Below are 15,616 nucleotides of genomic sequence, written 5' to 3'. Positions count from 1 at the left end.
CGCTTGAAGAGTCCCATAAAATTATTTTATTTTTCGCAAAACAAAAATAAGGGATTCTCAGGCATTTTTAATTTCAGACTTTCGGATAGTAGTGATAATTTTTAAGAAAGTAGAGTATAAATATTTCAAAATTGAAAATGACAAACTTAGACTTACTGTAACTGGATATGATGATATCGATGCAAAAACTTTTGCAACCTCTCAATTGAGATTTGTCAGAAGTATATTGTCTTTTGATACTTTAAAATTTATAAATTTTAGTGAAACAGGAATAAGTGTTGTAAGAAATATGAATCATCGTGAAATTGTTTTAATTGATTCAGATACAGATGAACAATCTTCTTATCTAACAAGTGATGCATTTAAAAAGTTAGAAATCTCGGGAAAAATAGGTAATTATATAGACCATTATTTATCTAAGCCATTGAATTACTTTGAACTTTACAATTCCTTTGAAAAGAGTATATTATTTTTCTCGGAAGGATTATTTTTCGAGGAATTATACAACACTTCTTTTGCTTTAGATTTTAATTGTATTGAATATGCTATCACTTCATACATGTCATCTTTAGAACTAATAACACTTAATGACATTGAATCAAAAAAATGTAATACATGTAATCAAGAGACTTTTTCTATTTCAAAAAGAATAATAAATTTAGCAAAAGAAGCTAATGTTGAAAATGAATTAATAAAAAAAATTATTTCTGAATATTATGTTACTCGTTCTAAATTTGTACATGCTGGTATTTTAACTTCTATGTATAATTATAATGAAAATTCTATTCCTTTATTAAGTGTAAATAGTGAAAATGGCATTGTAAATCAATCAGTTATTTATAGCGCTAAATTGAAATATATTGTTAAAGATTTAATACTTTTCCACGAACAAGCTAATAAAGATTTCAAGTAAAAGCCATTTTGATCTAGGTGGAATTCAGTGAAATTATCGTTTCCTATCAAGTTTTCGTTAGGGTGATAATGGGGTGTTTTTATAGAAACCCAAACTACCACACCGATAAAGATGTTCTGGAAACAATTAATATTCCAAAAATGGCGTTAGTTATCGATAGTGTTTTTAGAGCTATTGTAGCTTTGAAGTAATTGTATACAAATCAAGGTTGGACTTTGCCACCAGTACAAAATAAGTAAGTCTTCTAAACAAACGAAACTATCTCTCTTCAAGATAGTATATCCGTTTAAATCCGTCCGATCTGGGTACCAAGACCACTATGTAAAAATAGTAAAATCATTTCTACTCATAACCCAATAAAAAGAAATCCGTTTACATCTGCTCGATCCATGTCATCCGTGTTCCAATGACAACATAAATTAATTCATAAAGGGATTCTAAATAGCCATAATTCTAAAAAAAACGATCATCCATATTTCCTTTTTTAGTAATTTTATAAAATGAAAGTAGCCTTAATTCAATCACCAATTATTTGGGAAAACCCAGAAGCAAACCGAGTTTATTTCAAAGAAAAAATCAACGCAATTATAGATGAAGTACATTTAATTGTACTTCCTGAAATGTTTACAACAGGTTTTACAATGCTGCCTTCAAAAGTAGCTGAATCAATGCAAGGCAAAACGGTATTGTGGATGCAAGCTTTGGCGAAAGCCAAAAACTGCGCCATAACTGGAAGCGTAGTAATTGAAGAAAACTCCAGTTTTTATAATAGGATGTTGTTTGTTTTTCCATCTGGTGAAGTTCAGCATTATGATAAAAGGCATTTGTTTACTCTTGCTGGTGAAGAAAAAGTGTACTCAAGAGGAACTCAAAAATTGATTGTAGACTACCTAGGTTGGAAAATTTGTCCGTTTGTGTGTTATGATTTGCGTTTTCCAGTTTACTCTCGTAACGTCGAGAATTACGACTTGTTAATTTACGCTGCCAGCTGGCCAAAAACCCGAATAAAAGCCTGGGATACTTTACTTGCAGCGCGTGCTATAGAAAATATGAGTTACGTAATAGGGGTAAATAGAATAGGTACTGATGCCAATGGTTATGAATACATTGGACATTCACAAGTGTTGGATTGTTTAGGCGATCACTTGATGGCGCCAGAAGAATCAGAAGGAGTTTTTATAACGACTCTTGACCAATCATATTTAATGAAAGTTCGTGAAAAGTTGAATTTTTTGAACGATAGAGATGTATTCAAAATAAAATAATTAATTACATGAACCCTTTATGGCTACAGAGTATTGAAACTAAAAAGGGTGTGCTATTTTTAATTATTGTCTGTTTTCAGGTTTTCCACCTTGAGATTTTCGTTTGTCATCTCCCCCTTTGCCTTTTTCTTTTTTCTTTAGTTCGGGAGAGTAGGGTAAACTAACATCAAAGACCTCTTCCCAATCAAAATTTGCATGAAGGTTTATTTCTTTAGAAGAATAAATAACTTCTTCGGCATAGCGTTTCTCTAAATAATTTCCGGAATCGTAGATTTTATTTTTGTTATCGTCATAAATAATGCGAAGGGAATATAAAGTAGGTTCAAGTAAATTGAAGTCAATTGTCGTGTTTTTCTCGGAGTATTCAGTAGCTAAAACGTCTCCTTTTGCATTGGTCAATTCTACAATTACCGGAAAGCGTTTTACGTTTTTAAGTTGAATGCGTAAATTACCATACTCGGCTTCGGTTTTTGTAGCTAATTTGTAGCTTAAGGTATCATTAGATTTTTCATAAAAATCAGTTAATGCTCCAGGTAATAATCTGAAATTGTATTTTTTATTGGGTTCTTTTTTAAAGTCAAAATAAAGCTTTTGATTAAAAACATCATATTCTCTTTTAAAAGGAACCTCGGTGCTGTCGTTATCCGTAAGTTTTATTTTAGCATCATCAAATTTCACTAACGGTGTAGCGGTTTCTAATGAAAAGCGATCTCTAAAATTTAAAACACCATTTTGATTAGCAGTGATGTTTAAAGAATCTTTCTTTTGGTCTTTGATTTTTATAACATAATCTTTTAAATAATTATCTCTAGAAACGCTAACGGCTAGTGAGTCGGCTTTTAAAGGTTTGAACCATATTTGTAGAGAGTCTTTCTTGGGCATTTGAGTAATGATTGTCTCAAGAACTTCGGTATTGTTTTTAACAACTACTTTAGGTTGTTTTTCTTTAAGGTTTTGTTTTCCATCATAACCTAAAAATAATCTATTACCTGAAGCCTGCATTGGTTTTGATGTTTTTAAGTCTAATGTTTCTTTAAATAACTCTAATTCATAAACAGTATCATTTGGGATTGTAATAAATTCTTTTCTAAAACCTATTTTATCTTCTTTAGGATTGAATTTATTATTGCTATTTTGATCTTTCATAGCAACTAATAGGTATTTTCCAGCTTTTAAATTTTCTAATCTAAAAGTTTTTAAACTGTCTAAAGTATTCGTGATATAGCGAGGCGTTTTATTGTAAACAACCGAATCATTGTACTTTTCATCCACATCATAAAGCATTATTGATACAAATGAATCGGCTTCTTTATTGTAAGCGTCTTTGATCCTGCCGCCTATAGCAAGTGAATCAATATAAGTTCCCGTCGAAAATATGTATTTAAATTGATTGTAAGGGTTGCCTTCATTGTTATCAGCAATACTTTGACCAAAATTAAAACTATAGGTGGTGTTGGGTTGTAAAGTGTCTTTTATTTGTATGGTCAAATATTTACTCGCTGTAGTTGGTAAAATTATTGGCTCCTGTTTCATGGGAGGTGAGATAATTAACTGCTTGTTTAAGTTTTTTAATTTAATGTATTCATCAAAAACTAATTTGATTTCATTGCCTTTAAAATTAGTGCTATAGTTTTTAGGGAAACTGGATTTTAATGTTGGTGCAAGAGTGTCTTTTAAACCACCAGTAATTGTTCCTCTTTTGGCACAATTAGTTAGTGATAAAACTAAAAAGATATAGATTATAAATGCGATATTTTTAGACATAAAGAATGTGAATTTATTGCTACAAAATAACAATTATATTTTCTGTAATCGAAATTTTTATGGCAATATTAGGATAGTTTGTATTTTGTAATAGATTAGACTTGGTGTTCAAAAAAATAAATGCAACTCAAAGCTGTTATTAGTATTTGTAAAATCTTAGATTTGTTTGATGCTAAATGGCCTGTAATCTTGAAGAATTTTTGTTTATATATCATATTATTTGTGGTTTTTATTTCTTGCCAACGTACAGAAACTCCTATTGTATCGTTTTATTATTGGAAAACTAATTTTGATCTCTCTCCTTTAGAACTAGAAACGATTAAAGAAAATAAGGTAGAAAAAATCTATATTCGGTATTTTGATCTTGATTTACATCCAAAAACGAAGGAAGTTTACCCCGTAAGTCCAATACATTTTACGAAGCTCCCAAATATTAAAACAATTGTTCCGGTTGTTTATATCCAAAATAAAGTAATGCTTGATGAAAATTTTAATAGTCAAAATTTGGCTGATAAAACCAATGAGTTTATTAATTTAATGAATACTAAAAATGGGCTTTCGTGCCAAGAAATCCAAATAGATTGCGACTGGACTTTAAGTAGTAAAACCAATTATTTGAAATTTATCGAAGACTTTAAACGTATCTCTGCTAAGAAATTATCGGCTACAATTAGATTGCATCAAGTCAAGTATTTTGAGAAAACAAAAATTCCAAATGTTGATTCAGGGGTTTTAATGTATTACAATATGGGTACCATTGCAGTAAAATCTTTAAATTCGATATACGATCAAGGAATTGCGAAACGTTATATTAAAAGTTTAAAAAAATATCCATTGCCATTAAGTTATGCTTTGCCTATTTATTCGTGGGGTATCCATATTAGCCAAGGCAAGGTGATTGGTTTGCGTAGTAAATTATTAGCTAGCGATTTAGATTCAAGTGCTAATTTTACCTTTATAAAAAAGAATATTTATAAGGTAAATCAATCGCATTACCGCAAAGGAGTGTTTTATAAAAAAGAAGATGTTATAAAAATAGAAGCCATATCTGCGGATGATTTAAAAGAAATGGCATCAGATTTAAAAGAGAATGGAGCATCAACTCCCAAAGAAATTATCTTCTACGATTTAGACGAACTTAATTTAATAAATTATGAAAAAACTATTTTCAAGCAAGTTGTTACTTGTTTTTAGCACAGGATTACTTTTTACTTATGGCTTAATTTATGCCTGCGGAGGAGATGGTTGGTATGGCGACTGGTATTATGGTGGTAATTCTAATTTTGCACCCGAGGCTTTTGTAGATAATTCCTATTCTCCTTTATTTTTATCTGGGGATGTTTTTTATGGAATTCGTTTTGACGACCAGCACGATTCGAGATTTAATACTTTGATTACAGCGGACTGGGAAATGTTCTTAAAAGGAAGTATGAATGCTGAAACAGTGAAATTCTTCTTAATAGATAACAGTGAAAAAGACATAAATGATTTAGAAAATTACTATTCATCAAAAAAAGAAAATGCAAGTTCTAGTAAGTGGAGTGCGGTATTTAATTTAAACGATAAAAAGGTAAAAGCATTTTTTCGCTTTCTATATCTAGCAAAAAAGGTAGAGGCGACTTCTGTTTCAAATAGGTATTGGAGTTATGATGTTGTAGAGGTAAAAGTTTTTTCGGACTGGGAAACAATTGCTGGAATAGAAAAAGCATACCAAAATAGTTCAGATGATTTTTTGAAAAACAGGTATTGGTTTCAATTAATGAAAGCCTATTTTTATAGTGATGATAAACAAAAGGCTATTGATTTTTTTGATAAAACATCAGAGTCTGTGGTTAAAAACACCTTGTATTATCGCGCTTTAGGGTATTGTGCAGGGGTATATTATGGTAGAGAAGAATATGCTAAATCCAATTATTTGTACAGTAAAGTATTCGATAAATGCCCAGAAATGCGTGTTGTAACAGCATATAGTTTTCATCCACAGGAAGAGAAGGATTGGAATGAGTCTTTGGCTTTGGCCAAAAACAATCAAGAAAAAGCAGCGTTGTGGGCAATTCACGGCTATTATAAAGAGGAATTCAAAGCCATTGCGGCTATTTTTGAATTAGACCCGTCAAGTGAGCACCTAAATTACCTCTTAACGAGATTAATCAATAATCAAGAAAATAAGATTAGTGATAATTATAAAGATTTGTCTGTGGCGGATAATAACAAAGCTAAACTAGCACAAATGGACAAGTCGGTACTTTCCTTGGTACAAAAAATTGCTGGCTCTAAGGAAACAAATAAACCGTATTTGTGGAATATTGCATTGGGTTATTTACAAAGTTTGAATGGAGAATATGCTAAAGCAGATAAAACGTATGACGGTGTAGCATCAAAATTGCCTAAAACGCCATTAGCGGAAGGTCAACTTCGAATATTGCGATTTGTGAATAATTTGAATAAAATAACCAAGATAAATTCCAGTGCCGAAAAGACAATTCTGAAAGATTTAAACTGGATATATAAAGAACTACCTAGTCATACTATAGAAAACCTACGATTCAATAATGCATTAAACGGAAGTAAAACGTATTTAGCAGCGCTATATAAAGGTCAAAAAAATGATGTGATGTCGGAGTTGTTTTTACCAACGGATGATTTTTATGACAATGATGAAAATTTGCAAGCCATGAAAGACTTTCTTTCGAAAACAAAAAAATCAGCAATTGAGACATTAGCGGCTAGTATTTACACATTGAAATTGAGTGATATTAATAACTTTCAAGCGGTTAAAGCTGCTTTCGCAGATGATATTCCAGAGGCAATTGCATTTATGGAGAAATCAGACAGTACGCAATATGAAGTGTTTTTAGGAAATCCGTTTAACGGAAACATTAAAGATTGTCATGATTGCGAACATGCTGCTTACCAAAGAAGGAAATTCACGCAAATGGAGTTTTTGAAAATTATTAAAGAGATGGAAGACAATGTAGCCAATAATATTGATGTTTATAACAATAGTTTGTTGTTAGGAAATGCTTTTTATAATATTTCTCATTTTGGAAATGCACGTAGTTTTTACGAAGGACCAATTGTAGGTTATGGTTCTGATCCTAGTTATTTTAGAGAAGCTATTAAAGAGAAAATTCTTAGTAGTGTTTTGCCAAAAAAATATTATCAAAAAGCTTTTAAAGCAGCTACTACTAAAGAGCAAAAAGCAAAATGTGTTTACCTATTGAGTAAATGTGAACGCAATGAGTATTATGATCAAATGTTTTATTCTCAAAATATGAGTTTGTGGGATTACTATGATGTAGGAGTGAGTTCATCAGCAAGAAACGGTTTTAAAACCTTGCAAAAAGAGTATTCAGATACGGATTACTATCAAGAGGTTATTGCGGAATGTGGGAGCTTTAATAAATTTGTTTACCAACGATAGTAGTATCTTTGTTTTTTAAAACCCCATTAAAATTATGAGAAAAATTGAACATATAGGTATTGCAGTGAAAGATATGGAGGTGTCCAATGCTTTATTCGAAAAATTATTTGGAGCTCCTGCCTACAAATCAGAGGAAGTAGCGAGTGAAGGAGTAATGACTTCATTTTTTAAAAACGGCCCTAATAAAATTGAGCTTCTAGCGGCTACAAATCCTGACAGCCCTATTGCCAAGTTTCTGGAGAAAAAAGGGGAGGGGATTCATCACATTGCTTTTGATGTTGAAGACATCGAAGCGGAGATTGAAAGATTAAAGGCAGAAGGTTTTGTTGTTTTAAATGAAGTCCCTAAAAAAGGAGCCGATAATAAATTAGTAGCCTTCTTGCATCCTAAAAGTACTAATGGCGTCTTGATTGAGTTGTGTCAAGAGATTAAATAATGAAGAAGAGTAGTTTTTATAAATCTAGTAATCAGGGTCTTTTAATTTATTTAAATATTTATGTAAAAACTAGCGTAATATTATTTGGAGTAAAGGAAAAATAGTAGTAATATTGCACTCTCATAACCGGTCCTATAGCTCAGCTGGTTAGAGCACCTGACTCATAATCAGGTGGTCCCTGGTTCGAGCCCAGGTGGGACCACATTTTAAGTTTAAAAAACCCTTGTAAATTAATAGTTTACGAGGTTTTTTATTTTTGCGAAACTGTTATTTGTAATTTAATTTTGTTGTACATATAAAATAGCATACATAATATTTTTTTTAAATCAATTGATTTGTTATTTTTGACCCATATGAAAATTATTCCAAAAAAGATTTTTCTAGCAATGATGTTTGTAATGACTGTCGCTTCAGTTTTTGCAGCTGATCCACCTGATCCTACACCTCCTCCTCCTCCAGGCTTCCCTATAGATGGAGGTCTTGTTTTGCTTTTGATAGCGGGAGTGTTATTAGGTAGTTATACGATTTATAAAAAGACAAAATATAAAAAAACCTCAGTGTAAAGCTGAGGTTTTTTATTTTAATAAAAGTTATAAGTTGTTTTGATGAAGTTTGGATACGTATTTTCCTATTACGTCAAACTCTAAATTGATTTTTGTGCCCACTTTAAACGCGTTGAAGTTTGTGTGTTCGTGTGTGTATGGGATTATGGCAACGCTAAATTGATTTTTTTTAGAATTTACCACTGTTAAGCTTACTCCGTTTACGGTAATCGAACCTTTTTCTATGGTGAGGTTGTTTAGGTTGGGGTCGTATTCAAAGGTGTATGACCAGCTTCCGTTAGTTTCCTGGGTAGCTATGCATGTTCCTGTTTGATCAACGTGTCCCTGAACAATGTGACCGTCTAGTCTGTCTCCTAATTTCATGGCTCTCTCAAGATTAACGGTATCGCCTACTTTCCAGCTTCCTAAATTAGTTTTCTGAATTGTTTCGTCAATTGCTGTCACGGTGTAAGAGTTGTCTTTTATAGCTACTACGGTGAGACATATGCCGTTATGAGCAACGCTTTGATCAATTTTTAACTCATTTGTTATTGTTGCGTCCATCGTGATGTGGATGTTGTCTTTGTCTTTTTGAATTTCTTGGATTGTACCAAGGGTTTCTATTATTCCTGTAAACATTTCTTGTTTTATTTTACTAAATTTGTAGTTCAAAATTAGTAATAAATAATTAGTCGTCATTATGAAAAGAGCAGAAAATATAATTGTTGGAATTTCAATAGGAGATTTAAACGGTATTGGAAGCGAAGTTGTGCTTAAAACATTTGAAGATAATCGAATGTTGGAGTTGTGTACGCCAGTTATTTTTGCTAATGTGAAAATCATGACCTTTATAAAAAAGAATTTAGACGCTGCTACGCCTTTGCATGGAATAGATAGTTTAGACCAAATTCTTCCTGGAAAAATCAATGTTTTGAACGTTTGGAAAGAAGGGGTTGATTTAAATCTAGGTGTAAATGATGAAAAAGTAGGCGTTTATGCTATAAAGTCATTTGTTGTAGCTACTAAAGCCTTAAAAGAAGGCTTGGTTGATGTGTTAGTTACTGCGCCAATTAATAAATATAATATTCAGTCTGAGGAATTTAAATTCCCAGGGCATACTGATTATTTGGATCAAGAATTAGAAGGGGATGCCTTGATGTTTATGATTCAAGATAATTTAAGAGTTGGTTTATTGACGGATCATATTCCGGTGAGTGAGGTTGCTTCGCATTTAACAGAGGAATTAATTACTCGAAAAATAGAAACAATAAGAAAGTCTTTGATTCAAGATTTTAGTATCAATAAGCCTAAAATTGCGGTTTTAGGACTTAATCCACATTGTGGTGATGGTGGAGTTATAGGTAAAGAAGATGACGCTATTTTAAAGCCTACTTTGAAGAAAATTTTTGATAAAGGAACGCTTGTTTTTGGTCCATTTGCCGCTGATGGTTTTTTTGGTAGTAGTCAATATGAAAAATATGACGCTGTAGTAGCAACTTATCATGACCAAGGATTGATCCCGTTTAAAACGTTATCGTTTGGCAATGGAGTTAATTATACGGCTGGTTTGAGTAAGGTTAGAACTTCGCCGGATCATGGCACAGCCTACGATATTGCTGGAAAAGGTATGGCAGATTATAATTCGTTTAAGGAAGCCGTTTATTTGGCTTTGGATATTTATCGTTCTAGAATGGAGTATGCAGAAATAAGTGAAAAGCCACTAAAAGTAAAAGAAAAACAGTCCTAAATAAAAAAAGGTAAATAACATTATTAGTTTTATAATAATTTTATATCTTTGCACTCCCGAAGTTTGGGGCAAAATCATGTTGAAATGAAGAATACAAAAGAATATTTAATTCCTTTTGTGGGATTGAAGCAAGGAAAACATCATTTTGAATATCAATTAAGTAATGCGTTCTTTGAAATCTTTGATTATGACGAATTTGAAAATTCTGATATCAAAGTAAATGTAGTTTTAGAGAAAAATAGCAGCATGTTAGAGTTGGTTTTTCAACATAGTGGAACTGTAAATGTTCCCTGTGACCTTACAAGCGAAGATTTTGATTTGCCAATAAATGGTGAGATGAAATTAATTGTTCGTTTTGGTGAAGAATTTAATAATGACAATGAAGAGTTGCTTATTTTGCCATTTGGTGAGTTTGAAATAGATGTCGCTCAGTATATGTACGAGATGATTGTGTTATCAATACCTCTAAGACGAGTTCATCCAGGAGTTGAAGACGGAAGTTTAAAAACTGAAGCACTTGATAAACTGAATGAATTGCAGGTAAAAGAGCAGCAACAAGAAGAAAAAGAAGAAGAAAACGAAGAAAATATTGACCCTAGATGGGACAAATTAAAGCAACTATTAACGGATAAATAATATAGTAAAATGGCACATCCTAAGAGAAAAATCTCCAAAACAAGAAGAGATAAGAGAAGAACACATTATAAAGCTACTGTAGCACAAATCGCTACTTGCCCTATTACAGGTGAGGCGCATTTATACCACAGAGCCTACTGGCATGAAGGGAAAATGTATTACAGAGGGCAAGTTGTTATAGATAAGTCTGTAGCTGTTGCTTAATGCATTTTTTTTATAAATGATATCTGAACTCTCACATCGTGAGAGTTTTTTTGTTGATTGTAATTTTGTTAAATAAAAAGTCTAAAACGGAACGTTTAGATTTTTTTTTGTAATTTTCAACTCTTTTAAACGTTTTATTGAATGGCAACATTTGATGAAAAATATTCAAATACAATGAATTCAATTACAGCCGCAATTACCGCTGTTGGCGCTTATGTTCCTGACTTTGTTCTTACAAACAAAGCTTTAGAGGCTATGGTCGACACAAATGACGAGTGGATTACCTCTCGTACAGGAATTAAAGAAAGAAGAATTCTTAAGGACACTGATAAAGGAACTTCATTTTTAGCAATTAAAGCCGCTCAGGACTTAATTGCCAAAGCGAATATTGATCCTTTAGAAATTGACTTATTAATAATGGCAACAGCTACGGCTGATATGCCTGTAGCTTCTACTGGAGCATATGTAGCGACTGCAATTGGTGCTACTAATGCTTTTTCTTATGATTTACAAGCCGCATGTTCCAGCTTTTTATACGGGATGTCTACAGCAGCTGCTTACATTCAATCCGGAAGATATAAAAAAGTATTACTTATAGGTGCTGATAAAATGTCATCTATTGTAGATTATACTGATCGTTCTACTTGTATCATTTTTGGTGATGGTGCCGGAGCGGTTTTGTTTGAACCTAATTTTGAAGGTTTAGGTTTACAAGATGAATATTTAAGAAGTGACGGTGTAGGTCGTGATTTTTTAAAGATTGATGCAGGTGGGTCTTTGAACCCAACTTCTATCGAAACATTCAAAGAAAAAAGACACAATATCATTCAAGATGGTAAAACAGTATTTAAATATGCTGTAACTAATATGGCTGACGCTTGTGATTTAATTCTGAAAAGAAATAATTTGACAAATGAAGACGTAGATTGGTTAGTGCCACATCAAGCTAATAAAAGAATTATTGATGCCACTGCAAGTAGAATGAACTTAGAAGACTCTAAGGTGTTAATGAATATCGAAAGATATGGTAATACTACATCAGCGACTTTACCTTTAGTACTTAGCGATTTTGAAAATAAATTCAAAAAAGGAGATACGGTAATTTTTGCCGCTTTTGGTGGAGGATTCACTTGGGGTTCTATTTACTTAAAATGGGCATACGACAAAAAATAAATTTAAACTAAAAACAAATAATTATGGATTTAAAAGAAATTCAGAACCTAATCAAATTTGTAGCAAATTCGGGAGTTGCAGAAGTTAAATTGGAAATGGATGACGTAAAAATCACCATTAGAACAACTTTAGAAGGTAGTACTACAGAGACTACTTATGTACAACAAGTACCTGCTCAAAATACGTTGCAACAAGCTTTAGCGCCACAACCTGTTGCTCCAGTAGCTCCAGTTGCAGTAGCTCCAGCTGAGGATTCAAAATATATTGTTGTTAAATCTCCTATCATTGGAACTTTTTATAGAAAACCATCTCCAGACAAAGCTGTCTTTGTTGAAGTGGGTACTAAAATAGCTGTTGGTGATGTTTTATGTGTAATTGAAGCAATGAAATTATTCAACGAAATAGAATCTGAAATTTCAGGTAAAATTGTAAAAATTCTTGTTGACGATATGTCTCCTGTTGAATTTGACCAACCATTATTTTTAGTTGATCCATCTTAATTAATTTTAAATTATATGTTTCATTTGGTGTATTATGCCTTTTGAAATAATTTAAAATTTAAAATTCATAATTTAAATTTAAAGCAAGATGTTTAAAAAAATATTAATTGCCAATAGAGGAGAAATTGCACTTCGTGTAATTAGAACTTGTAAAGAAATGGGCATTAAGACCGTAGCGGTTTACTCTACTGCTGATGCAGAAAGTTTACACGTTAGGTTTGCAGATGAAGCGGTTTGTATAGGACCTCCTCCAAGTAACTTGTCATATTTAAAGATGTCAAATATTATTGCTGCTGCAGAAATTACAAATGCAGATGCTATACATCCAGGTTATGGATTCTTATCTGAAAATTCAAAATTTTCTAAAATTTGTCAAGAACACGGAATCAAATTTATTGGAGCCTCTCCAGAAATGATTGATAGAATGGGTGATAAAGCTTCGGCTAAATCAACTATGATTGAAGCTGGTGTGCCTTGTGTACCTGGTTCTGTTGGGATTTTAGAATCTTATGAACAAGCATTACAACTTTCTAAAGAGTTCGGTTTTCCAGTAATGCTTAAAGCAACTGCTGGTGGTGGTGGAAAAGGAATGCGTGCCGTTTGGAAAGAAGAGGATTTACTTAAAGCGTGGGAGAGTGCTCGTCAAGAGTCTGCTGCTGCTTTTGGTAATGACGGAATGTATCTTGAAAAATTAATCGAAGAACCGCGCCATATTGAAATTCAAGTGATTGGAGATTCCTACGGTAGAGCTTGTCATCTTTCTGAGAGAGACTGTTCTGTTCAAAGACGTCACCAAAAATTAACCGAAGAAACACCTTCACCATTCATGACAGACGAATTGCGTTTGAAAATGGGTGAAGCAGCAGTAAAAGCAGCTGAATATATTAAATATGAAGGTGCTGGTACAGTTGAATTCTTAGTTGATAAACACCGTAATTTCTATTTCATGGAAATGAATACGCGTATTCAAGTGGAGCACCCAATCACAGAACAAGTAATTGATTATGATTTAATTCGTGAACAAATATTGGTTGCTGCTGGAGTGCCTATTTCAGGTAAAAACTATTTACCAGAATTACACGCTATTGAATGTCGTATTAATGCAGAAGACCCATATAATGACTTCCGCCCATCTCCAGGAAAAATTACTACACTTCATATGCCTGGTGGTCACGGTGTGCGTTTAGATACACATGTGTATTCAGGATATACTATTCCGCCTAATTATGATTCTATGATTGCTAAATTAATTACTACTGCTCAAACTAGAGAAGAAGCAATTAGCAAAATGAGAAGAGCGCTAGACGAATTTGTTATTGAAGGAATTAAAACAACTATTCCGTTTCACAGACAATTAATGGATGATCCTAAATATATTGAAGGCGATTATACAACTGCCTTCATGGATACCTTTAAAATGTTACCAAAAGAATAATTGATTACAATATTTTTTAAAAAGCCGTACAGCAATGTACGGCTTTTTTTATGTGCTATTTTTTGATATAGCTATCTATTTATAATAGCCCATTTGTTAGTTCGAATGGAGTCGAAAAGCACGATTGCATTTCAACTGCTCTTGATGTGATAAAATTTGTTTGGATTAAATTATATGTTTTTTTGGTAATATATGAGTAAAAAATACCCCATTTAATTTTTAATGTTACACTTTTTATTGATTATAAAAATGCATGATACTTATTAAGTATCTGATAATTAACATATTGATGTTAAGTTTTTCTTTGTGAATTTCGCGGCATAATAATTTCTTTGTCTAAAGTGTAAAACAACGATACAATAACCATTAAAACACATGTCATGAAAAAATTAATATTATCAACAGCAGTTCTTTTAGGAAGTTTATCAACTTTTGCTGCTATCACATCGGTTCCAAATTCAGTTGAAAAAGTAATCACTATTGCAGATGAGTTTACCGAGATCAAAATTGAAGAAGTTCCAACAGCAGTTACTGATGCATTAAAAACAGCTTATCCAGATGCTGTGATTAATAAAGCTTATGTAAATGAAAATAAAGAATATCAATTAGATATTAAATTAGGTGATAAACAAGGGTCTGTTTTTGCTGACGAAAACGGAAAATGGATTCAAAAATAAAACAACAATTAAACAAGAAATTATAAAACATATAGATTATGAAAAAGTTAGTATTATCTTTAGCAGTTATTTTAGGAAGTTTATCAACATTCGCTGCTGTAGCACCAATTCAAAATTCAGTAATTTCTACAATTAATATTGCTGATGAATTTACAGAAATTAAAATTGAAGAATTGCCAGCTGCAGTTACAGATGCTTTGAAAGTTGCTTATCCAGATGCAATAATCAATAAAGCATTTGTTAATGAGAATAAAGAATATCGACTAGATATAAAAACAGGAGATCAAGAGGGTTCTTTGTTTGCTGATGAGAATGGAAATTGGATTCAGAAATAAAGAATAAATTAATAATAAACAAAAACACATATTATGAAAAAGTTAGTATTATCAGTAGCGATTTTTTTAGGGAGTTTATGCACTTTTGCAGCAATCGCGCCTGTTCAGAATTCAGTAGAAACATCGATTTTAATTGCAAATGAATTTACACAAATTCAAATTGAAGAATTACCTGCAACTGTAGTTGATGCTTTAAAAGCGGCATATCCAGATGCTACAATTACTAAAGCATATATGAATGAAGATAAAGAGTACAAGATTGAAATTAAAAATGCGGGTCAAGATGTAACAGTCTTTACGGATGCTACTGGTGCAATTTTGAAAAAATAAAACACTAAAAATCAAAATCTTAATTGTAATACTAATTTAAAAAATAGCGTATTCTAAGTGTTTGGGGAAACTATGAGAATGCGTTTAAATTATAATACAAGGTCAGAAGGCTACTGTTTCTGCAGGTGTCGATGGCTACTGTATAATAAATATTTGGTAATAGATTAGATTTGGTTTTGATTAAGAGAAGTTACATCAAGTAACTTCTCTTTTTTTTTGCAAAATTTTATGAAAA

The 15,616-nt window shown here is 32.1% G+C and carries 17 protein-coding genes and 1 tRNA gene; 16 read left to right on the top strand and 2 right to left on the bottom strand.

What is annotated here, in order from left to right:
* The first annotated feature begins 91 nt into the window (after positions 1-91).
* Positions 92-913 (top strand): hypothetical protein, encoded by an 822-nt coding sequence (locus HNP99_RS02700; protein ID WP_173850992.1) that lies wholly within the window; start codon positions 92-94, stop codon positions 911-913.
* A 500-nt stretch (positions 914-1,413) separates the two neighbouring features.
* Entirely contained in the window at positions 1,414-2,178 is a 765-nt protein-coding gene (locus HNP99_RS02695) for an amidohydrolase (RefSeq protein WP_173850990.1), read from the top strand.
* A 63-nt stretch (positions 2,179-2,241) separates the two neighbouring features.
* Here the strand turns inward: HNP99_RS02695 and HNP99_RS02690 are convergent, their stop codons facing one another.
* Entirely contained in the window at positions 2,242-3,942 is a 1,701-nt protein-coding gene (locus HNP99_RS02690; protein WP_173850988.1) for an Ig-like domain-containing domain, read from the bottom strand.
* A 120-nt stretch (positions 3,943-4,062) separates the two neighbouring features.
* Here HNP99_RS02690 and HNP99_RS02685 point away from each other — a divergent pair, with 120 nt between their 5' ends.
* From HNP99_RS02685 to HNP99_RS02665, 5 genes are all read left to right on the top strand, one after another.
* Positions 4,063-5,136: a hypothetical protein gene (locus HNP99_RS02685; protein WP_254596803.1), complete on the top strand. Its 1,074-nt coding sequence runs from the start codon at positions 4,063-4,065 to the stop codon at positions 5,134-5,136.
* Positions 5,096-7,366 (top strand): hypothetical protein, encoded by a 2,271-nt coding sequence (locus tag HNP99_RS02680; protein ID WP_173850986.1) that lies wholly within the window; start codon positions 5,096-5,098, stop codon positions 7,364-7,366. Before HNP99_RS02685 ends, HNP99_RS02680 begins: the two co-directional genes overlap by 41 nt.
* 34 nt (positions 7,367-7,400) lie before the next feature.
* On the top strand, positions 7,401-7,802 hold the full coding sequence (gene mce / locus HNP99_RS02675) for a methylmalonyl-CoA epimerase (RefSeq protein ID WP_173850984.1): 402 nt from the start codon (positions 7,401-7,403) through the stop codon (positions 7,800-7,802).
* A gap of 128 nt (positions 7,803-7,930) precedes the next feature.
* Positions 7,931-8,004, top strand: a tRNA-Ile gene (locus tag HNP99_RS02670).
* Positions 8,005-8,155: 151 nt separating this feature from the next.
* Complete coding sequence (locus tag HNP99_RS02665) at positions 8,156-8,365, top strand: PID-CTERM protein-sorting domain-containing protein (protein ID WP_254596808.1); 210 nt, start codon at positions 8,156-8,158, stop codon at positions 8,363-8,365.
* 27 nt (positions 8,366-8,392) lie between these two features.
* Here HNP99_RS02665 and HNP99_RS02660 read toward each other — a convergent pair whose 3' ends face one another.
* Entirely contained in the window at positions 8,393-8,983 is a 591-nt protein-coding gene (locus HNP99_RS02660; protein ID WP_173850980.1) for a riboflavin synthase, read from the bottom strand.
* A gap of 58 nt (positions 8,984-9,041) precedes the next feature.
* Between HNP99_RS02660 and pdxA the strand changes: the two genes are divergently transcribed.
* From pdxA to HNP99_RS02615, 9 genes are all read left to right on the top strand, one after another.
* On the top strand, positions 9,042-10,091 hold the full coding sequence (gene pdxA / locus HNP99_RS02655; protein WP_173851039.1) for a 4-hydroxythreonine-4-phosphate dehydrogenase PdxA: 1,050 nt from the start codon (positions 9,042-9,044) through the stop codon (positions 10,089-10,091).
* An 84-nt stretch (positions 10,092-10,175) separates the two neighbouring features.
* Complete coding sequence (locus HNP99_RS02650) at positions 10,176-10,727, top strand: YceD family protein (RefSeq protein ID WP_173850978.1); 552 nt, start codon at positions 10,176-10,178, stop codon at positions 10,725-10,727.
* A gap of 9 nt (positions 10,728-10,736) precedes the next feature.
* Positions 10,737-10,931: a 50S ribosomal protein L32 gene (gene rpmF / locus HNP99_RS02645; RefSeq protein WP_007137315.1), complete on the top strand. Its 195-nt coding sequence runs from the start codon at positions 10,737-10,739 to the stop codon at positions 10,929-10,931.
* Positions 10,932-11,105: 174 nt separating this feature from the next.
* Positions 11,106-12,104, top strand: a complete 999-nt coding sequence (locus HNP99_RS02640) for a beta-ketoacyl-ACP synthase III (protein ID WP_173851037.1) — start codon at positions 11,106-11,108, stop codon at positions 12,102-12,104.
* A gap of 23 nt (positions 12,105-12,127) precedes the next feature.
* Positions 12,128-12,604, top strand: coding sequence for an acetyl-CoA carboxylase biotin carboxyl carrier protein (accB, locus tag HNP99_RS02635; protein WP_173850976.1), 477 nt, complete (start codon positions 12,128-12,130; stop codon positions 12,602-12,604).
* 88 nt (positions 12,605-12,692) lie between these two features.
* Entirely contained in the window at positions 12,693-14,039 is a 1,347-nt protein-coding gene (gene accC, locus HNP99_RS02630) for an acetyl-CoA carboxylase biotin carboxylase subunit (protein ID WP_173850974.1), read from the top strand.
* 380 nt (positions 14,040-14,419) lie between these two features.
* The gene (locus HNP99_RS02625; RefSeq protein ID WP_173850972.1) at positions 14,420-14,716 is read left to right on the top strand and encodes a hypothetical protein; all 297 of its coding nucleotides are present in this window, start codon (positions 14,420-14,422) and stop codon (positions 14,714-14,716) included.
* Positions 14,717-14,754: 38 nt separating this feature from the next.
* Positions 14,755-15,051, top strand: a complete 297-nt coding sequence (locus tag HNP99_RS02620; protein ID WP_173850970.1) for a hypothetical protein — start codon at positions 14,755-14,757, stop codon at positions 15,049-15,051.
* Positions 15,052-15,084: 33 nt separating this feature from the next.
* Positions 15,085-15,381, top strand: coding sequence for a PepSY domain-containing protein (locus tag HNP99_RS02615; RefSeq protein ID WP_173850968.1), 297 nt, complete (start codon positions 15,085-15,087; stop codon positions 15,379-15,381).
* The last annotated feature ends 235 nt before the right edge of the window (positions 15,382-15,616 follow it).

Origin of the sequence: Flavobacterium gelidicaeli (genome assembly GCF_013294005.1) — a bacterium.
Taxonomy (GTDB): Bacteria; Bacteroidota; Bacteroidia; order Flavobacteriales; family Flavobacteriaceae; genus Flavobacterium.
This window is presented reverse-complemented; position numbering and strand designations above follow the sequence as displayed.